20 protein-coding genes are annotated in these 19248 nt (G+C 60.7%); 7 read left to right on the top strand and 13 right to left on the bottom strand.

Features of this window, described 5'->3' with window-relative positions; all coding sequences use genetic code 11:
* Positions 1-101 precede the first annotated feature (101 nt).
* Positions 102-1727: a diguanylate cyclase domain-containing protein gene (locus CWI66_RS07065; protein WP_100731301.1), complete on the top strand. Its 1626-nt coding sequence runs from the start codon at positions 102-104 to the stop codon at positions 1725-1727.
* Here the strand turns inward: CWI66_RS07065 and CWI66_RS07060 are convergent.
* The 10 genes from CWI66_RS07060 to CWI66_RS07020 form a co-directional block, all read right to left on the bottom strand.
* Positions 1705-2529, bottom strand: coding sequence for a TraX family protein (locus CWI66_RS07060; protein WP_100731300.1), 825 nt, complete (start codon positions 2527-2529; stop codon positions 1705-1707). The genes CWI66_RS07065 and CWI66_RS07060 overlap by 23 nt on opposite strands.
* Positions 2530-2607: 78 nt before the next feature.
* Positions 2608-3753, bottom strand: a complete 1146-nt coding sequence (gene iadA / locus CWI66_RS07055) for a beta-aspartyl-peptidase (RefSeq protein WP_081135299.1) — start codon at positions 3751-3753, stop codon at positions 2608-2610.
* Positions 3754-3850: 97 nt separating this feature from the next.
* Positions 3851-4648: a transporter substrate-binding domain-containing protein gene (locus CWI66_RS07050; RefSeq protein ID WP_100731299.1), complete on the bottom strand. Its 798-nt coding sequence runs from the start codon at positions 4646-4648 to the stop codon at positions 3851-3853.
* A 174-nt stretch (positions 4649-4822) separates the two neighbouring features.
* On the bottom strand, positions 4823-4963 hold the full coding sequence (locus CWI66_RS17980; RefSeq protein WP_157808958.1) for a hypothetical protein: 141 nt from the start codon (positions 4961-4963) through the stop codon (positions 4823-4825).
* Between the two features lie 17 nt (positions 4964-4980).
* Entirely contained in the window at positions 4981-5751 is a 771-nt protein-coding gene (locus CWI66_RS07045; RefSeq protein WP_100731298.1) for a transporter substrate-binding domain-containing protein, read from the bottom strand.
* Between the two features lie 138 nt (positions 5752-5889).
* Positions 5890-6618, bottom strand: coding sequence for an ABC transporter permease (locus CWI66_RS07040; protein WP_081135305.1), 729 nt, complete (start codon positions 6616-6618; stop codon positions 5890-5892).
* Between the two features lies 1 nt (position 6619).
* Positions 6620-7321, bottom strand: a complete 702-nt coding sequence (locus CWI66_RS07035; RefSeq protein WP_016916531.1) for an ABC transporter permease — start codon at positions 7319-7321, stop codon at positions 6620-6622.
* 17 nt (positions 7322-7338) lie between these two features.
* On the bottom strand, positions 7339-8109 hold the full coding sequence (locus tag CWI66_RS07030) for an ABC transporter ATP-binding protein (protein WP_081135308.1): 771 nt from the start codon (positions 8107-8109) through the stop codon (positions 7339-7341).
* Between the two features lie 218 nt (positions 8110-8327).
* Positions 8328-9314, bottom strand: coding sequence for a succinylglutamate desuccinylase (locus CWI66_RS07025; RefSeq protein ID WP_100731297.1), 987 nt, complete (start codon positions 9312-9314; stop codon positions 8328-8330).
* 185 nt (positions 9315-9499) lie between these two features.
* The gene (locus CWI66_RS07020) at positions 9500-9940 is read right to left on the bottom strand and encodes a hemerythrin domain-containing protein (RefSeq protein WP_016916534.1); all 441 of its coding nucleotides are present in this window, start codon (positions 9938-9940) and stop codon (positions 9500-9502) included.
* Between the two features lie 216 nt (positions 9941-10156).
* Between CWI66_RS07020 and wrbA the strand changes: the two genes are divergently transcribed.
* The gene (gene wrbA, locus CWI66_RS07015) at positions 10157-10756 is read left to right on the top strand and encodes an NAD(P)H:quinone oxidoreductase (protein ID WP_016916535.1); all 600 of its coding nucleotides are present in this window, start codon (positions 10157-10159) and stop codon (positions 10754-10756) included.
* A gap of 163 nt (positions 10757-10919) precedes the next feature.
* On the opposite strand, the gene CWI66_RS07010 is transcribed toward wrbA, so the two are convergent.
* Complete coding sequence (locus CWI66_RS07010; RefSeq protein ID WP_016916536.1) at positions 10920-11993, bottom strand: tartrate dehydrogenase; 1074 nt, start codon at positions 11991-11993, stop codon at positions 10920-10922.
* Between the two features lie 119 nt (positions 11994-12112).
* On the opposite strand from CWI66_RS07010, the gene CWI66_RS07005 reads away from it, so the two are divergent.
* Positions 12113-13039: a LysR family transcriptional regulator gene (locus tag CWI66_RS07005; RefSeq protein WP_100731296.1), complete on the top strand. Its 927-nt coding sequence runs from the start codon at positions 12113-12115 to the stop codon at positions 13037-13039.
* Positions 13040-13066: 27 nt separating this feature from the next.
* Here the strand turns inward: CWI66_RS07005 and CWI66_RS07000 are convergent, their stop codons facing one another.
* Positions 13067-13630, bottom strand: a complete 564-nt coding sequence (locus CWI66_RS07000; RefSeq protein ID WP_081192811.1) for a lipocalin family protein — start codon at positions 13628-13630, stop codon at positions 13067-13069.
* A 203-nt stretch (positions 13631-13833) separates the two neighbouring features.
* Between CWI66_RS07000 and CWI66_RS06995 the strand changes: the two genes are divergently transcribed.
* The 4 genes from CWI66_RS06995 to CWI66_RS06980 all read left to right on the top strand — a co-directional run bounded on the left by CWI66_RS06995 (position 13834) and on the right by CWI66_RS06980 (position 17529).
* The gene (locus CWI66_RS06995; RefSeq protein WP_100731295.1) at positions 13834-14253 is read left to right on the top strand and encodes a secondary thiamine-phosphate synthase enzyme YjbQ; all 420 of its coding nucleotides are present in this window, start codon (positions 13834-13836) and stop codon (positions 14251-14253) included.
* Positions 14254-14367: 114 nt separating this feature from the next.
* On the top strand, positions 14368-15819 hold the full coding sequence (locus CWI66_RS06990) for an alanine/glycine:cation symporter family protein (protein WP_100731294.1): 1452 nt from the start codon (positions 14368-14370) through the stop codon (positions 15817-15819).
* A gap of 764 nt (positions 15820-16583) precedes the next feature.
* Complete coding sequence (locus tag CWI66_RS06985; protein ID WP_016916541.1) at positions 16584-17192, top strand: FMN-dependent NADH-azoreductase; 609 nt, start codon at positions 16584-16586, stop codon at positions 17190-17192.
* 37 nt (positions 17193-17229) lie between these two features.
* The gene (locus tag CWI66_RS06980; protein WP_016916542.1) at positions 17230-17529 is read left to right on the top strand and encodes an MGMT family protein; all 300 of its coding nucleotides are present in this window, start codon (positions 17230-17232) and stop codon (positions 17527-17529) included.
* A 123-nt stretch (positions 17530-17652) separates the two neighbouring features.
* Here CWI66_RS06980 and CWI66_RS06975 read toward each other — a convergent pair whose 3' ends face one another.
* Positions 17653-19221, bottom strand: coding sequence for a bifunctional GNAT family N-acetyltransferase/carbon-nitrogen hydrolase family protein (locus CWI66_RS06975; RefSeq protein ID WP_100731293.1), 1569 nt, complete (start codon positions 19219-19221; stop codon positions 17653-17655).
* Positions 19222-19248: the final 27 nt, after the last annotated feature.

Below are 19248 nucleotides of genomic sequence, written 5' to 3'. Positions count from 1 at the left end.
AGGCTACTTTTGCTGCGTAAACATGCTAAAAGATAAGGCGTGATAAAACGTTTGTATTAATCAATAAGATTGGCCCATAGGCCAACGAAAACGGGGGTTCTATGTCGCCCAGCAAGCCAGCGGCGCCGACAGCAACTGCGTCAGGGTTACGCAGCGGCTACCAGCGCGATCACCATCTCACCCTGCAACAGCTGCGCGGAGAAAAAGTGCGGATGTTGTATGACAACCTTTGGCAACCGGTGCTCAGTAGCGTTTTGGCGGGCGGGTTGCTGGTGGCGGCGATGTGGCCCGTGGTGGAAGGCTGGGTACTGTTGGGTTGGTACACCGCCTTGGTGGTGGTGTCGGGATTGCGTTTGGCGTTGGCTCACCGTTTCAAGCGCTTGCCGATTCAGCAGCAGCAAGGGCACCGGTGGCTGCGCTGGTTTGCCTTGGGGGCCATCGTTTCCGGGGTGGTGTGGGGCAGTACGGGAGTACTGCTGTTCAGCCCTGAATATCCTGGGCAAATTGCGGCGCTGTCGATCGTGCTGGCCGGTATCGCGGCGGGGGGCGTCACGACGCTGTCGTCGGTGTGGTGGGTGGCCACTGGCTTCGTATTGCCCATCCTGTTGCCTTTGAAGTTCCAGTTCATGCTGATGGGAACCTCGCTTTCCGTGTTGATCGGGCTGATGCTGGTGCTGTTTCTGCTGCTGATCCTGATCACCAGCCGCCGCTTGAGCCGAACCATCCATGACAATATCGCCCTGCGCGTTACCATGGCGGCCCGTGAGGCGCAGCTTCGGGAAAGCGAAAACCGCTATCGCTCGATTTTCCAGCACTCCCCTCTAGGTGTTTTGCACTTTGACGACCAGGGGCAGATCACCGACTGCAACAACAAGCTGCTGGAGATCCTGGGCGTCGAGCGTTCTCGGCTGCTGGGCTATCGCATGCTGGACCGTTCAGCCGATCGATACGTCGCCAAGGCTGTGTCGGCAGCCCTGGAAAAAGGCACCGGCTACTACGAGGGTACCTATCGGCTACCCAAAGCCAGTGAGGGAACGCCACTGCGGGCGTTCTTCAACGGTGTGCATGGTATGGGCAACCGGATGGTCGGCGGCGTGGCGATCGTCGAAGACTTCACCGAGCGCAAACGTAGTGAGGAGATCATTTATCGTCAGGCGTACTACGATGCGCTGACGGACCTGCCCAATCGGCGTCTGTTCATCGAACGCATGGAAACGCTGTGCCAGGAGGAGGGCCATGCGCAGCGGGGTGGTTTGGTAATGTTCATGGACATGGACCGCTTCAAGCTGATCAACGACACCCTGGGGCATGCCGCGGGCGATGACCTGTTGGTGCAAGTGGCGCGGCGCTTGGAGTCATGCCTGCGTGACGGTGACATGGCGGCCCGGTTGAGTGGCGATGAGTTCGTGCTGCTGGCGCAGTTTTCAGAGCCTGATCTGGACAAGCTGAGCGCCCTGGCCGAGCAGTACATGCAGCGAGTGAAGCAGGCGCTGTCGGGGGAGTATCGGCTGGAGAGCCGCTGGGTAGAGGTGACCCCGAGTATGGGGTACACCTGCTTTGAAGCGTCTACCTGTGACCATGCCGAAGTGCTCAAGCAGGCCGATACCGCCATGTATCAGGCCAAATTGGCGGGCCGTGCTCAGCTATGCCGCTATCAGCCCTGGATGCGAGAAGCAGTGAATAAACGAGCGGCCGAGCAAACGCCTAACTGGCCAGCTGACCGCTAAGCAATAGCCACAGCGCAATCAGGGCGAAGTGCCCCGGGTACCAGGCCAGCCACAGGCGGCGGGGCATGGCCAGCGCCACGGGCGGTACGCGCTGGGCGGCGCCTGCGGCCAGCATCAGCACCAGAACACAGGTGCCGACGGTAAAGGATTTGGCCATGTCCGATGCGTTCATCTGCCCGGCGATCCAGAGCACCGGAAACGCCGCCAGACCCGCCCACAGCCTTGATTTGAGAGCATCGCGGGTCTCGCTGAGGGCCTGCATGGCAAACATGAACAGCGGAATCAGCAGCAGGCCGTTGTGGCCATACTCCACCCAGAAGCCCAGCAGATACCAGATGGTGACACACACGGCGGCCCCCAGCATCAGCCAGCCCAGGCCCAGCGTCTGTGCCTGATAGTGCTGCCACCCCTGGCGTACCAAGGCACCGAGTGCCAGGCCGCTGGCCAGCGTGAAGCAGACATTCAGGATAAATGCATCCGAGGCCCTAGGCATCATCATGTAGGGCACTTGTGCCGCGATACCGATGATCAGGATACGGCGTGCGTAGCGCAGCGGGTTGCGGGTGTTGAACAGGCCGTGCCAGGCCACCATGGCAGCAAACAGCGGAAAGGCAATGCGCCCAATCGAGGAACCCGCCCAGCCCAGATCCCAGGCATCGGGCAGTACGTAGCGGGTCAGGTGGTCCACGGTCATGGTGAACAGCGCAAGCCACTGACCCCAGGCGGTCCAATGGGACGAGGGGCGCATCGTCTCGGGTAGGCCCGTGGAGGGCGTTGCGTGTGCCGCTGAGTGTTCTGCCATGTTACCTCCTTGTAAAAGCGCATTATGCCATTAAAGACCCGCATTGGCTGAGCAAGTTCGCTGGGCGGCCTCGGGCGCTCAGGGAGCGCTGAAAATCGGTTTGCCCAGTGCCCACACGTGGTCAATGGCCCAGCGCCCTTCGCTCAATACGATGAAATCGGCATCCGAGCCGGGTATCAGGCGGCCTTTTTGGGGAAGCTTCAAGGCATCGGCGGCGGTGGTGGTGGCACATTGCAGGGCGTGCTCCATGCGGATCTGGTGGTCGTTGACACACTCGCCCAACACGTCGAACAGGCTGCTGAGTCTGCCGGGTTTCAGGCCCACGAAACGGCGCTGGTCATCGAACTCCGGCAGCGAAGCGTTGGCATCCGAGGAGAGGCTGAGCTGGCTCGGATCGATCCGCGCTTTCAGTGCCCGCGCTACCGCCTCGGAGGCGGGCACTTCGCCACCGGCCAGCAGCTCGGGGGTGGTGCTGGTGGTGAAGTCGATGCGTCCGCCTTCACGGGCAAAGCGCAGGCCGTCTGCGAACAGTGCGCCGGTACGGTTGATGTGGGTCGGGTAGAACTGCGTGATGGGAATGGCGCTGGTGCTGGACACCTGACGCAGTGGTTCCAGGTGGGAGTCGGCGTCGCCGGTATGAATGAACACGATGCCGGATTTGCCTGCCAGCAGCCCGGCCGTGCGGGCGTCGGAAGCCAGTCGCGTCAGCTCCTGGGTAGTGGGCTGGGAGCCACGGTGGTCGCTGATGGCCACTTCGCCCACCCCGATGAATTCCGGCACGTAGAGAATGTCGCTGGCCACCGTGCCGGTCAGCGTGACCGGAGGCAGCTGATAAGAGCCGGTGTAGGCGTAGGTGCTCAGCCCACCGGCAGCGAGCTCCCGCGCCTTGCCGATCAGGTTGGCGGGGGTGCGGGTAAGGGCATCGGTGCCCAGAGCGCCAATCAGGGTGGTCACGCCTGAAGCGCAGGCGTCTGCCAGGCTGAGTTCTGCAGTGCGGTTGCCAAACCCGCCTTCACCGCCCCCGCCAATGTAGTGCACCAGCGGGTCGACCAGCCCCGGAATCACCCGACGGCCCTCCAGGTCGATGGTCTTGATCAGCGTGCCCAGTTGGTACGCTTCGTTGGCATCCAGCACGGCCGCGATGCGCTGGTCGGCGATCAGCAGGTGGCACAGCCCGCGGGGTTCTGGGGCAAAAAGCTGGGCGTTTTTGACAAGTGTCAGCATGGGCTTTCCGGAAAAGTGATGAGCAAACGTTACGCGCCGACCAAAGGCCGGCGCGTGTAGGCGGGGTGGCGCGGTTCAAGCGCGGCGACCGCCGATCTTACAAGCGTACATCGTAGTTGAAGTAACGGTTCATGATTTCATCATAAGTGCCGTTCTCTTTCACCGCACGCAGGGCGTCGTTGAAGCGTTCGGCGAGGGCCTCGTCACGGGGGCGAAATGCCATGCCCACGCCTTGGCCCAGGATTTCCGCGGGCTCTTTGATGAAGTCGCTGATGCGTTGGAAGTCGCTTTCGGGCGTGTCGATGTCGATGGCGGCTTCGGCAATCGGGTAGTCCATGAACGTCAGGTCCAGGCGGCCTGCCAGCAGGTCGGTGACCACATCGTCCACACCGGTATAGCGGCGAATTTCCAGCACGTCGCCGTAGAGTTCGGTGACATAGTTATCCTGCAGGGTTGCTCGCTGTACGCCGACCGTGAGCCCTTCCAGGCTGGCCCGGTCTTCGATGTCGATATCGTGGGCGTGGGTCGTGATCCAGGCGCTGGGAGTGGTGTAGTAAGCCTCGGAGAACAGCACACGCTGGGCGCGCTCGTCGGTAATCGCCATGGACGACATGATGGCGTCGTAGTTGCGGGCCAGCAGGCCGGGAATGATGCCGTCCCAGTCTTGTTCTACCCAGGTGCAGCTCACTTCCAGGTAGTCGCATACGGCATTGCCCAGCTCGATTTCAAAGCCGGTGAGAGTGCCGTCGGCTTCCCGGTACATGAAGGGCTCGTAGGGAATATCCACACCCAGACGGATCTCGTCGTAGTCCCGGGCCAGTGCGGCAGTGGATACCATGGAAAGTGAAGCACCAGCCGCCAGCACGGCAGCCACGGACAGCGTTGCATAACGCATGGTCAGTCTCCTGAAGCGATGTTAGTTAGGTATGCAGGTGTTGCTTTATGCCAAGCGCCGAAAGGGGCGGCTACAGCATGGGGTACGCCAGGCGTGGGAGTGCCCTGCGTCGATCACGCATGGCAACATGCACGCACAGGGGCGTGTTTCGGCACGGGCGTGCCAAAGAGGGGGCTATTCGTCGAACCACTCGCTCAGGTAGAAGCGGGCAATGGTGCCACGGGTACCTGGGCGTTGCGCATGGGGCGCAGAGGGGAGTAGGCGGTCTGGAGTCATGGTATTGGCGTGCTGCCATGCCTTCCCTGAGAAAGGCATGGCGAGACGGTCAATGCTTACTCTTCGCCAAAGTAGCGAGTGTAGATTTCATCGTAGGTGCCGTCTTCCTGCAGTTCGGCCAGTGCTTCGTTGAAGCGCTCGGCCAGGGCCTGGTCGCGCTGGCGGAAGGCGATGCCGAAGCCGTCACCGAAGTACTCCTTGGGCTCGCTGATGCGCTCGCCTACGACCACGTACTCGGTATCTTCGTTGTTCAGCAGGGTGGACTGGCCGATCGGATAGTCGAGGAAGACGATATCCAGGCGCTGTGCCTGCATGTCCAGCACCATGTCGTCAGCGGTGGAGTAGCGGCTGACGCTGGCGATACGGCCGTATTGGTCGGTCACGTAGTTGTCTTGCAGGGTGCCGCGCTGTACGCCGATGGTCTTGCCGGCCAGTGTCTCTTCGTTGGCGTCACTGAGTTCCAGGCTGGCGGGGGCAAACCAGGCCGACGGCATGGTGATGTAGGGGTCGGAGAACAGCACCTGCTGACGACGCTCGTCGTTGATGGTCATCGACGACATGATGGCATCGTAGTTACGTGACATCAGGCCCGGAATGATGCCGTCCCACTCCTGCTCGATCCACTCGCAGGTCACGCCGATGCGCTCGCACAGAGCGTTGCCCAGGTCGATATCGAAGCCGGTCAGCTCGCCCTCGGGGGTGCGGTATTCCATGGGCTCGTAAGGTACGTCCACGCCGATACGCACGTGGTCGTAATCACGGGCTTGAGCAGAAGACGCAGCAGCCACGGCCAGGCCCAGCAGAGAAACGGTCAGCAGTTTTTTCATTGTAGACTCCAAAGGAAGCAGGTTCACCGGAGGTGATCCCCTTTAAGCTACCCCAGCTTGCGGTTGGCGAAAAGGGGGGTGACCTGAATTAAACCAACGCTTGTTTTACGTTGGCGTACGTTGGATTTTTCGTCATGCTCAGGTTTGTGGCCGCAAATGTGCCAGCAGCCGTTTTTCCAGGTAACGGAAAAAATACAGGATGGCAAAGGTGAGGCACAGATAAATGGCCGCCACGAACAGGAACGCATCGAAGGGGGCATAGAAGCGCGCATAGACGAAGCGTGCGGCCCCGGTCAGGTCCATCAGGGTGACGACGCTGGCAATGGCGCTGGCATGCAGCATGAAGATGACTTCGTTCCCGTAGGCGGGCAGGGCACGGCGAAAGGCGCTGGGCAGGATGATACGGCGCATCATCAGGCTGTTGGACATGCCATAGGCCTTGGCGGCTTCGATTTCACCCCGTGAGGTGGCCTTGATGGCACCCCGGAAAATCTCCGTGGTGTAGGCCGCCGTGTTCAAGGTGAAGGCGATCAGTGCCGGGTAGAAGGCTTCGCGCAGCAGCGGCCACAGGAAGGTTTCCTGAATGCCATCGATGAACACCACCCCGTAGTAGATGATGTAGAGCTGAATGAGCAGCGGGGTGCCACGAAACACATAGGTATACACATAGACCGGCAGGCTGATCCATTTGTGCCGTGAGCTACGCATGATGGCCAGCGGGACAGCCAGGATCAGCCCGGCCACCAGCGAGAGGAACACCAGCTGGGTGGTGGTCACCAGGCCTTCCCAATAGTAGCCTAGGGTGGTGGGGGTGAAGATCAGGTTACCCGCCAGTAAATCGTTGAACCATGCAGAGATGTCCAGCATGTCACTGTCCCCCGAAGCCGATGTCGTAACGTTTTTGCAACCGTGCGAAGACCCACTCGGAGACGCTGGCAATCAACAGATAGGCCGCCGCCACCGGAATCAGGAAGACAAACGGCTCGTGGGTGGCCCGAGAGGCTTCTGCCGCCACCCGCACCATGTCCGTCAGGCCGATCACCGATACCAAGGCGGTGGTCTTGAGCAGCACCATCCAGTTGTTGGAGAGGCCGGGCAGCGCATGACGCATCATCTGGGGAAAGCGGATACGCCGAAACACCAGTGCGTTGCTCATGCCGTAGGCCTTGCCTGCCTCGATCTGGCCATTGTCGACGGCCATGAATGCCCCGCGAAAGGTTTCGCCCATGTAGGCGCCGAAGATGAAGCCGATGGTGAGGACACCGGCCGCGAAGGCGTTGAAGTTGATGTAGATATCGATGTCGTAGCGGTCATAGAGCATATCGCTGATCGCATTGACCCCGATCTGCCCGCCGAAGAACAGCAGCATCATCAGCACCAGGTCGGGCACCCCACGAATCACCGTGGTGTAGACCGTTGCGCTACGGCGCAATAGCCAGTTGCGGGACATTTTGGCGCTGGCGGTCAAGAGCCCCAGCACAATCGCCAGGATCAGCGAGAGGAGGGCCAACTGAACGGTTACGCCTGCGCCTTCCAGCAGGCGGGGGCCATAGCCTTGCAAATCAAGCATCGTGCATGCCTCGCAGGTCAGTATTTGGGCGCCAGAAACTGCTTCAGGCGCGGCGATTGCGGGTTGCCCAGCACGTCATCGGGCGTGCCGGCTTCTTCCACGAGGCCCTGGTGCAGGTAGATCACCTTGCTGGACACGTCCCGGGCAAAGCTCATCTCATGGGTCACCACTACCATGGTGCGCCCTTCGTTGGCCAAATCGCGCATGACCTTGAGCACGTCGCCCACCAGCTCAGGGTCCAGCGCCGAGGTGGGCTCGTCGAACAGCATGACTTCCGGGTCCATGGCCAGCGCCCGGGCGATGGCGCCACGCTGCTGCTGGCCACCGGACATTTGCGCCGGGTAGGCGTTGGCACGCGCGCTGAGGCCGACTCGGTCGAGCAGAGCATGGGCGTGTTCGATGGCTTCTTTCTTGGGTTTACCCAGCACGTGAATCGGCGCTTCGATGATGTTTTCCAGCAGCGTCATGTGGGCCCACAGGTTGAAGCTCTGGAAAACCATGGAGAGCTTGGCGCGCATCTGCACGACCTGTTTCCAGTCGGCGGGTTCGCGGCCATGGCGGGTGGTCTTGAAGCGGATCTGTTCGCCGTGGACGATCAGGTCGCCGTCATCGGGCTGTTCCAGCAGGTTCATGCAGCGTAAAAAGGTGCTTTTGCCAGACCCTGAAGCACCAATCAGGGTGATCACATCACCTTTCTGGGCTTCAAGAGAGAGGCCTTTGAGGACTTCTGTATCGCCGAAGCGCTTTTTGATGTTACGCACTTCAAGGGGAGTCGGCGTAGCGGCCATAACTTAGGCTCCAGTACAGGGTTGCCGCAGCAACAACGAATGAGTGTTCGTGTTTCTGTGCGGCTGGCGCGAAAAAAGGGGCGATTCTATCAGGAGTGCGCCGGAGACGCGTACTTTATCAGGGCGACATTGGTCGTGTTGCCTGAAGAGCACTCCTGATGGCCCCTCTACGTTATTGTTATCTAACTGCCTTTTTCATCAACGGGGCTTTCTGTTGGCTAGAGAGCCGTTCGTTCCGGCGCCACCAGCAAGGCGGCTCGGGCACCTATCTCGACCTGAGCGTTGGGAAACACCACGTGTAGCGGCGTCTCTTCCACCACGAAGTCACCGGCGGTGGCATCCTTGGCCAGGCAGGTGCCGGTATCGAAGCGGCTGAAGTTGGGCACGTCTTCATCGAAACAGAGCGTGAAGTCCTCGGAGTGACGCATCAGTTCATGCTGCACCCGGTAGAATGCCATGGTGCTGGCCGACTGGGAGGGGGGCGTATAGCCGCTGCCCAGCGCACTGATCAACGTGAGCATGGGAGCCAGGGCTTCCATGTCGTTGTGGCCGAACGGGGCGACTTGCCCCAGCTCGAAGGTAAAGGCCTGGGCACCATGGTAGTGCTTGCTGTAGTGAGAAAACGTCCAGCTATGCTGATGCTGGTGCAGCACGGCCTGCATGTCGGCGGCGGCCAACCACTCCCATTGTTCAGGGGCGGTCGCCGACTCGGCGAACGGCTCGACCGCGAAGCGGGTATGCAGGCTGCCGCGGATGGCGGTATGCAGGTCGTAATGCAACCGAGGCAGGGCGTGATGGCGGGCATAGAACGTATCCACGGCTTCCATCAGTTGGCGCGCCCGTTCGGGCTCGTCGCCCTGGTCGGCCAGTTCACGCTTGAACAAGCGATTCAAGTTGGTGGTGATGTAGCGCTGCTGGGCCTTGAGGGCGGGAATGTTGCCCAGAATCACCAGCACGGGAGCGCCCAGTTGCAGGGTGCTGGCTTCCAGAGCGGCCAGCCATTCGCCCAGCAGTTCTACCGGAGCGGTCTCGTTGCCATGAATGGCGGCAGAAAAGACACAGGCCCGGGCATCGGGGCGCAAAATGTTGGGCGTTAGCTCCAGTATGCCCGGTCGGTGCAGATGGTAGCTGCCGCTGGCAAAGCGGCCTATGCGTGGCGACGGGCGTTCATCGTCAAGGGTCCAGTCGAGCCATTGGCCTAGCATGAAAGTGTCCTTGTGCATGGGCATCTACTTGTGTTGCCCTACCTTTACCACGCTCAGCTCGTGTCACAAGGGGTGGCGTCGTGCGCGTGAAAATGGTCGGTGCGAGGATGAAAGTAACCCGTAAAAAAGCGCCCATGGCGTGAGCCACAAGCGCTTTGCAATACCGGGCGGGTAAGGCCGGGAGGTCAGCCCGACCGTTGGCGCTGCATTTCGTCCTGATACTCCTTGGCCAGCGTAGTTTTCTGGGCTTCCTGCAAGCCCCGACCTGCCAGTTGAAACACCTCCTGTTCTTCTTCGTCCAGATGGTGGGTCACCAGATGCTGCAGCTGCTTGGCGTGGGTCAGCCAGTGGCTGGCACTGTAGTCGGTGTCGTCCAGCAGCTCGATCAGCTCATCGATCTCGTGGTGTTCGGCAACGCTGTGGCGCGCTTTTTCCTGGGTGAGGTCGAGGTCCATCATCGGAATATACAGAGCCCGCTCTTCGGCGTTGGCATGGTACTTCAGCTCCGCCCGTACCCGTTGGTAAAGAGAGTCGCGGGCGTCGCTGTCACCGTGGGTCTCTACCAGTTGGGCCAACAGGTCACGCTGAATATCGTGGTCTTTACGCAGTGCTTCGAAAATGGTCATGCCTGGCTCCTTGGCGTTGTACCCGAATGAAACGGCAAACAAGTCGAATACAAAAAAATTAGTGCCGAAGTGGCAAAAGTGCAAGGTGCCCACATCGATGAAATCGATTCAGAGCGTCGAAAACTTTCGCTGATAAGTGGCTGGGGCTGGACTATGGTGTAACCAGTCCTTGCTGCCCGTCTGGGGTAGCGTGTCATCACCTGAAAGGAGTGAGCCATGACGAAGGTATTGGTACTGTATTACTCGATGTATGGGCACATCGACACCCTGGCGGCCGCCGTGGCAGAAGGCGCCGAGGGCGTGGAAGGGGTCGAGGTCACCGTCAAACGCGTACCGGAAACCATGCCGGAAGACGCGTTCAAGAATGCCGGTGGCAAGCAGGACTTCACTACTCCGGAAGCCACACCTGGGGAGTTGGCCGACTACGATGCCATCATCTTCGGCACGCCGACGCGCTTTGGCAACATGGCTGGGCAGATGCGTACCTTCCTCGACCAGACCGGCGGGCTATGGGCGAAAGGCGCACTGCGTGGCAAGGTCGCCAGCGTGTTTACCTCCACCGGCACCGGGGGCGGCGACGAGATGACCATCACGTCGACCTGGACCACCCTGGCCCACCACGGCATGGTCATCGTGCCGATTGGTTACGGCATCGAAGAGCAGTTCGATATCTCGAAGGTCAGCGGCGGCACGCCCTATGGCGCGGCGACGCTGGCAGGCGGCGACGGTTCGCGTCAGCCGGACGACCGCGAGCTGAAAATAGCCCGTTTCCAGGGTAAATACGTGGCTGAAGTCGCTGCCAAACTGACCAGCTAACGCTCAGCGCGCACAGTGTGAACGCCTGCCCCGTTGAGGGCAGGCGTTCGCGCTTTTACAACTAATTTTTATCAACTACCGTTTCAACCACCTTTACCAACCACCTTTACCAACCATTTTTACCAACCACATTGATCAACGACATGGCCAGTGGGGCCTGACGCTAGCCGCGCAGGCGCTCGGCAATGGCCTTGCCTAGGCTTTCCGTGGTGCCCTGGCCGCCCACGTCGCGGGTGAGCACCTGCGGGTTCCCTTCACTGAGCACGGCTTCGATGGCCTCGACCATGGCGTCGGCAGCTTCCTTGTGTCCCAGATGTTCCAACATCATGGCGCCTGACCAGATTTGGCCGATAGGGTTGGCAATGCCCTTGCCCGCAATGTCGGGTGCGCTGCCATGAACCGGCTCGAACAGGCTGGGGAACTTGCCTTCCGGATTGATATTGGCGGAAGGCGCAATGCCGATGGTGCCGGTGCAGGCCGGGCCCAGGTCGGAGAGGATGTCGCCGAACAGGTTGCTGCCCACGACCACGTCGAACCAATCGGGGTGCAGCACGAAGTTGGCCGTGAGGATGTCGATATGGAACTTGTCGACGTTGATATCCGGGTACTGTTTGGCCATCTCGGCGACCCGCTCGTCCCAGTAGGGCATGGTGATCGAGATGCCGTTGGACTTGGTGGCCGAGGTGAGCTTCTTGCGTGGTCGCGTCTGGGCCAGGTCGAAGGCGTATTTCAAGACTCGGTCGACCCCGGTGCGGCTCATCACGGTTTCCTGAATGACGATCTCCCGCTCGGTGCCTTCGAACATCTTGCCGCCGATGCTGGAGTATTCGCCTTCGGTGTTTTCACGCACCACGTAGAAGTCGATATCCCCCGGGGCGCGACCGGCCAGCGGGCTCTTGATGCCCGGCATCAGTTTGCAGGGGCGCAGGTTGATGTATTGATCGAACTGGCGGCGGAACTGCAGCAGCGAGCCCCACAGGGAAATATGGTCAGGCACTTTGTCCGGCCAGCCCACGGCGCCATAAAACAGCGCATCAAAGCCCTTGAGCTGCTCGTACCAGTCATCCGGCAGCATCTTGCCGTGCTCAAGGTAGTAGTCGCAGTTACCGAACTCAAAGGTGGTGAACTCCAGCGCGAGGTCGAAGCGCTGGGCCACCGCTTCCAGTGCGCGAATACCTTCCGGCATGACTTCTGTGCCGATGCCGTCGCCAGCGATGACTGCAATCTGATGGGCCATGGGGCCTCCTTTTTTTATGGTCGTGTGAAAGGCGTACCGTTCATGCAGTGTAGCGGCTGTTGGCGATGAGATATTCAGGCTACTATTCAAGCCATTGTTGCTTTCAGGTATAGAATCCCATGGCTCCACTGGACGATCTGGCGTTTTTTCAGCAGTTGGCTCGAGCGGGCAGCCTGACGGCGACAGCCCGGGAGTTGGGTATTTCCCTCTCGGCGGTGAGTAAACGGCTGAAGCAGCTGGAGGCGCGGCTGGGGGTGTCGCTGGCGGCGCGCACGACCCGCCGCCTGACGCTGACCGCCGAAGGCGAGCGCTATCTTGCCCAGGGCAGCCTGATTCTCGATGAGCTGGACGCCCTGGAGAGTGACCTGCGCGATGCGGCCAGCCAGGGGCTGCAGGGGCGGTTGCGGGTCAATGCCACCTTTGGCTTTGGACGACGCCACATTGCGCCGCTGCTGTCACGCTTCTGCGTTCGGCATCCGGGCATCGAGAGTTGGCTGGAGCTGACCAACTTTCCTCTCAATCTCAGCGACCATGGGTTCGATGTGGGGATTCGCATTGGCGAACCGCCGGATTCACGGCTGGTGGCTCGGCGTATCCTGCCCAATCGGCGCATGCTCTGTGCGTCGCCGAGCTACCTTGCCAGCATGCCCGCCCTGCATACGCCGCAGGATCTGGCGCAGCACCGCTGCCTGTTGATCCGCGAGAACGATAGTGACTTTGCGCTGTGGCGCTTCGAGCAGCGCTCCGCAGCGCGGCGCCAGCAATCGGTCAAGGTCAGTGGCCACCTGGCCAGCAACGATGGCGAAGTGGTGACGCGACTGGCGCTGGATGGCCATGGCGTCATGCTGCGCTCCTGGTGGGATGTCAACGAACACCTGGCCAGTGGCGAGCTGCGGCTGCTGCTGCCCGAGTGGCAGGGCGTACGGGCAGACTTCTATGCGGTGTTCGAGCAGCGCCGCCATACCCCGGCCCGCATCCGTGCGCTGATCGATTTTCTCCAGCAGGAGATCGCAGGCCGGGTGCCTGCGCTGCCTGACGCTGAGTAGGTGCTGTGCAGGCGAGCCTGGCAGAGCCTAGCGGCCGGGACAGCGCTCGTCTTGGACTACATCGATCAGCTCGTCGGTGGGGAAGTCCAGCTCGGCGGCTTGCTGGCGCAGGCGTGCTTCCAGCTCGCTATCCAGCGTGGGTGTGCGTGCCAGAATCCATAGGTAGTCTCGGTTCGGGCCGGAGACCAGCGCCCACTGATAGTCATCATCCAGTGCCAGCACGTTGTAGCCGCCGTAGAACGGGCCAAAGAAGCTCACCTTCAGGCGGCCAACGCTCTCATCGTCGATGAAATAGGCCCGGCCTTCGGCTTCGTCCCAGCTGCCTTCTGCCAGGTTGTAGCCCCGGTTGATGACCCGCACACCGCCATCGTCGCGCAGGCTGTAGTTGGCGGTCACGCAGTCCAGACCGCGCTCGAAGGAGTGGTCCAGGCGAGCGATTTCATACCACTCCCCGAGGTACTGATCGAGTTCGAACCCGGTGACGGCCTCGGTGCCATCGGGGATGCCCGTGCATCCGGCCAGCAGCACGCTTGAGACACAAAGCGCCGATGCCGTTGCCAGTTTCCTTGGCGACAGTAGGGAATAGCGCATGACGACCTCCATGTGAACGGTTCCTTGTAAGCGGTGGGAATATCGCCATTCAATTTAACAGCGAGGCGACGCCACCGCTATGGCGGCGATGACCTGTGGTGAGTTTTATGGGTACGCGGCGAAATAGGCTATGGTTGAACGAAACGTTTGGGTTTGACGACACCCATGCTCGTTTGCAGGCCCACCATGACAAAGGAGTGTTTATGTGGCACCAACAAGAGATTCACCTGCCCGACATGCCGAGAGGCTTCCATCTGATCACTGATGAGATTGCTCGGGCACTGCCGTGCCTCGAAGAGTGCCATCAGGGGCTGGTGCATTTACAGCTTCTGCATACCTCGGCCTCCTTGACCCTGAATGAAAACAGCGACCCGGATGTGCGCCACGATCTGAACGCCTTTCTAAGCCGCCTGGTGCCGGAAGGGCTGGACTACTTTCGACATACCCTGGAAGGGCCGGACGACATGCCTGCCCACGTGGTGTCCAGCCTGCTGGGTACCCAGCTTTGCCTGGCCGTGCGGGATGGGCGTTTGGCGCTGGGCACTTGGCAAGGCATCTGGCTGGGCGAGCATCGCGAACAGGGCGGGCCCAGAAGAATCCTGGCGACCATTACGGGCTGCTGAGCATGGCGCAGCGTTTCTTGCCGTGTATGGACTAATTTGCCATTTTTCTTGCCATTTTGGTGCAGCCGTGAAGAATGATGCACCTTCACTTTTCTCAATCAAGGTCAATTAACCATGGATGCGACACTTTCATCCCTGTTGACGGCGGTCGTGGATCGCAGCAACGGGCTGTTATGGGGCAGTGTACTGATTTACCTGCTCATCGGGGCGGGTCTCTACTTTACCGTAATGACACGGGGAATTCAGATTCGCTATTTTGGCCACATGTTCAAACTGCTGCGCACCTCGCGGCAATCCAATGGCGGGATCTCCTCCTTTCAGGCGCTCTCGACCAGCCTGGCGGCCCGAGTGGGAACGGGGAACCTGGCCGGGGTGGCGGTCGCCATTTATTTCGGTGGCCCAGGGGCGATTTTCTGGATGTGGATGACCGCCATGGTGGGCATGGCGACCAGTTTCGTGGAGTCCACGCTGGCGCAGGCCTACAAGACCGACCACGGCGACAATACCTTCCGTGGCGGCCCGGCTCGCTATATCGAGCGTGGCCTTGGGCTGCGCTGGCTGGCGGTGCTGTTTTCGATCTGCCTGATCATTGCCTTCGGCCTAGCCTTCAATAGCGTGCAGGCCAACTCCATTGCCCAGGCCATGGAGCAGGCGTTTGCCATTCCCACCTGGGCCATGGGGCTGGTGCTGATGGCCGTCGTGGCGCCGATCATCTTTGGCGGCTTGAAGTCGATTGCCAAGGTGGCCGAGCTGGTCGTGCCGCTGATGGCCCTGCTGTATCTGGTGCTGGCGCTGATCGTGGTGGCCATGAATATCGCCGATCTGCCCGCCGCGCTGCTGACCATCGTGCGGAGCGCCTTCGGCATCGAGCAGGCCGCTGGCGGGGCCATGGGCTATGCCATTTCCCAAGCCATCATCAACGGTATTCAGCGAGGCCTGTTCTCCAATGAGGCGGGCATGGGCTCTGCTCCCAACGCGGCGGCCACGGCCAGCACTCGGCCGGATCATCCGGCGGCCCAAGGGTTCATTCAGATGCTGGGGGTCTTCCTGGATACGCTGGTGATCTGTACCGCCACGGCGGCCATCATCATCATGGCTGGCCCGGAACTGCTGGCCAGCGAGGAGAGCAACGGCATCCAGCTGACCCAGATGGCGCTCTCCAGCCATGTAGGCGAGTGGGGCGGCATGTTCATTGCGGTAGCGATTCTGCTGTTTGCGTTCACGTCCGTGATTGCCAACTACTCCTACGGTGAGTCCAACATCGAATACCTGGCTGGCCGCCGGGCACCGCTGGCGGTGATGCTGTATCGTCTGGCCGTGCTGGGCATGATCATGGTGGGCTCGGTGGCCAGCCTGGGAGCCATCTGGAATTTTGCCGACCTCTCCATGGGCATGATGGCGATCATCAACCTGGTGGCCATTCTGATGCTGTCGCCCATTGCCTTTGCGCTGTTCAAGGATTACGACGCGCAGTTGAAGGCGGGCAAGGAGCCGGTGTTCGACCCGAGCCAGTTCCCCAAACTGGCCAACAAGGTGGACCCCAAGGCCTGGCCCAAAAAGCCCTGAACGCGTCATGAAAACGCCCCGCCCGTGTTGCCGCCATGGCCACGGAGCGGGGCTTTTTTAAGGTCATTGCATTCTAGCGAGACAGTGAAGCCATTCCCGGAAAAGTGCGATGAACCTTGTTGATGGCGGATTGTGGGAGGCCAATTTCATTGGGCGACTGTCTGAGCAGGCACCCCTATCAAGCTGGGTGCTGGAATCATCGCGGGCTGAAGCCCCCTCCCACAGCCTGAGTGCCTCCAGGCCAGCCTGTGGGAGGCCAATTTCATTGGGCGACTGTCTGAGCAGGCACCCCTATCAAGCTGGGTGCTGGAATCATCGCGGGCTGAAGCCCCCTCCCACAGCAGTGAGTGCCCCCAGGCCAGCCTGTGGGAGGCCAATTTCATTGGGCGACTGTCTGAGCAGGCACCCCTATCAAGCTGAGTGCTGGAATCATCGCGGGCTGAAGCTCCCTCCCGCAGCACTGAGTGCCTCCAGGCCAGCCTGTGGGAGGCCAATTTCATTGGGCGACTGTCTGGGCAGGCACCCCTATCAAGCTGGGTGCCGGAATCATCGCGAGCTGAAGCTCCCTCCCACAACCTGAGCAAGCACCTTGCCTGAATCACCTTGTGGGAGGCCAATTGATTCACGCGAGTCTGCGTAGAACCTTTTTTTATGGAGCACGATTCGATTTTGTCGAATGAACGGCGGAAAACGTTGCGCTTTTGCTTATTGGAAAGCGCCTTAGAATAGCGCCATCTCTTTAATTTTTGGCAAGGAATCTTACGATGGCAACTCGTACTCTGTTAGTCACGTCTTCCGTTCTGGGTGAAAACGGCCAGTCCAATGCGCTGGCGAACCATTTTCAGCAGCAGGCCGCTGCCCGTGGCGGCGTGGAGGTCAGCCACCGCGACGTGGTGGCCAATGCGCTGCCCCACCTGGACATCGAAGAGCTGGGCGCATGGCAAACCCCGGCTGACGAGCGCAGCGACGCCCAACAAGCACTGGCGGCTCGCTCCGATGAACTGCTGGCCGAGCTGCGTTCCCACGACGTACTGGTGCTGGCGGTGCCGATGTACAACCTGGGGATTCCTTCGCAGCTGAAGGCGTGGTTCGACCGCGTGCTGCGCGCTGGTGAAACGTTCCGCTATACTGAAAATGGCCCGCAGGGGCTGCTGGAAGGTAAGCGCGCCATCATCCTCGCGGCCCGGGGTGGTCAATACGCTGGCACCGAGTTCGATAGCCAGACCCCGCACCTGAAAACCATGCTGGGCCTGATGGGCATCAGCGATGTGGACGTGGTGTTTGCGGAAGGCCTCAACATGGGCGACGCCCAGCGTGATAGCGCACTGAAAGAAGCCTTCCAGGCCATTAATCAACTGGTGGATGGCCTGTAAGCCATCTCACCTTGGAGATCCCGCATTCGAGGTAGCCATGCCGCGTCCCGAGCTGTTGGAACAGATCTATACCATCGTCGATCAGATCCCGGCGGGACGGGTGACCACTTATGGGCGCGTGGCCAGCATGACCGAAGGGGCCACGCCGCGCATGGTGGGGTCTGCCATGCGACACTTGCCCGAGGGGCATCAGGTGCCTTGGCACCGCGTGATTGCGGCATCGCTAACGCTGGCCGACCATGGCGGCGCGGCGCGCCAGCACCAGAAGTTGCGTGACGAGGGCGTGGTGTTCGATGCCAAGGGCAGGGTGCCTGCCCATCTGGTATGGCCGGATTAGCGCAGCCGTTTTGGCATCTCATGCCAGTTGCGACGCTAAGCAGGATGTTCAATAAAAAGCCGCTCCCTGAGGTTCTCTCGAGGGAGCGGCTTTTTTTATCCAGCCATCACGGCGGCCGGGGGCTTACTCTTCCCGTTTGGCGCCGGACTTCAGCGACCAGTCCCGCCAGCGCAGGTCGAAGAGATCCTTGCGGCGGTCCTTGAGGTTGGTCACCGAGCCTTCTGCACGCACTACGGTCAGGCGGGTCAAATCCAGGTCCGAGAAGATGATCATCTCGGTATTGGGCGTGGTTTCGGCCAGCACCGCGTCATGGGGGAAGGCAAAGTCGGAGGGGGTGAACACCGCCGACTGGGCATACTGGATATCCAGGTTCTCGATGGACGGCAGGTTGCCGACGCTTCCGCAGATGACCACGTAGCACTCGTTCTCGATAGCCCGTGCCTGAGCGCAGTGGCGCACACGCAGGTAGCCATTTTTGGTGTCGACCCAGAACGGCACGAACAGAATATCCATGTCCTGGTCGGCCAGCAGGCGCCCCAGCTCCGGGAACTCCACGTCGTAGCAGATCAGGATGCCGACACGGCCGGCATCGGTTTCGAACACCTGCAGGTCGTCGCCGCCTTCGATCACCCAGTCGCGCCGTTCCTGCGGGGTGATATGCAGCTTGGACTGTTTCTCCACCTCGCCGTCCCGATGGAACAGGTAAGCCACATTGTAGAGGCGATCATCCTCGCCCACCTCGATCATCGAACCGCCGACGATATTGATGTTGTAGGACACCGCCATCCGCGACAGCTCGCTCTTGAAACGGTCGGTGAAGCCCGCCAAAAAACGGATGGCGGCGGTCTGGTCTTTCTGGGCGGCGCGATCCTGCAGGCCCATCAGCGGCGTGGTGAACAGCTCCGGGAAAACGGCAAAATCACTTTGGTAATCCGAGAGCGCATCGACGAAATACTCGATCTGCTGAAGCGCTGCTTCCACCGAGGCAAACTCACGCATTTGCCACTGGACTGCCCCCACACGAACCTGCGTCGGGCGGGTATCCAGCACGCTGTCGGCGGGTTCGAAGAGGATGTTGTTCCACTCCAGCAGAGTGGCGTAGCCGCGCGACTGCTCGTCCTCGGGCAGGTACTTGCGCAGTAGGCGCTTGACCTGAAAGTCGTTGGCCAACTGGAAGGAGAGGATCGGGTCGTAGATCTCCTTGCGGGAGACCTTGTCGATGTACTGGGCCGGGGTCAGCTCGCCAGCATGCTGGTGATACTCGGGAATGCGCCCACCGGCGAGAATGGCGCGCAGGTTGTGGGAGCGGCACAGCTCCTTGCGCGCTTCGTACAAACGGCGGCCCAGGCGGTAGCCACGGTAGTCGGGGTGGATCAGGACATCCAGCCCGTACATGGCGTCGCCGTCGGGGTTGTTGAGAATGATTTCCCGATGGCCGATCAGGTCGTCGTACTTGTGTGGGTTAGAGAACTCGTCGTAATCCACTTGTACCGTCAAGGCCACGCCCACCAGCACGCCGTCGTCTTCGATGGCAATCTGGCCGTCAGGAAACTCCTGGATCAGCTTGGCGATGGTGTGCTCGGGCCAGGCGCCACCAATATCATGATACACCGCGTCCATCAGCGACTTCAGTTGTTCGTAATCGTCGCTACTCAGGTTACGCAGATTAAGGTGCAGTTCTTCCAAGGACATAGGTCAGGGGTTCCCATTCAGCGAATG

This window comes from Halomonas sp. 141 (assembly GCF_002810305.1).
GTDB classification, from domain to species: domain Bacteria; phylum Pseudomonadota; class Gammaproteobacteria; order Pseudomonadales; family Halomonadaceae; genus Vreelandella; species Vreelandella stevensii.
Note: the sequence above shows the minus strand (reverse complement) of the source record. Positions and strands in the feature narration are given on the sequence as shown.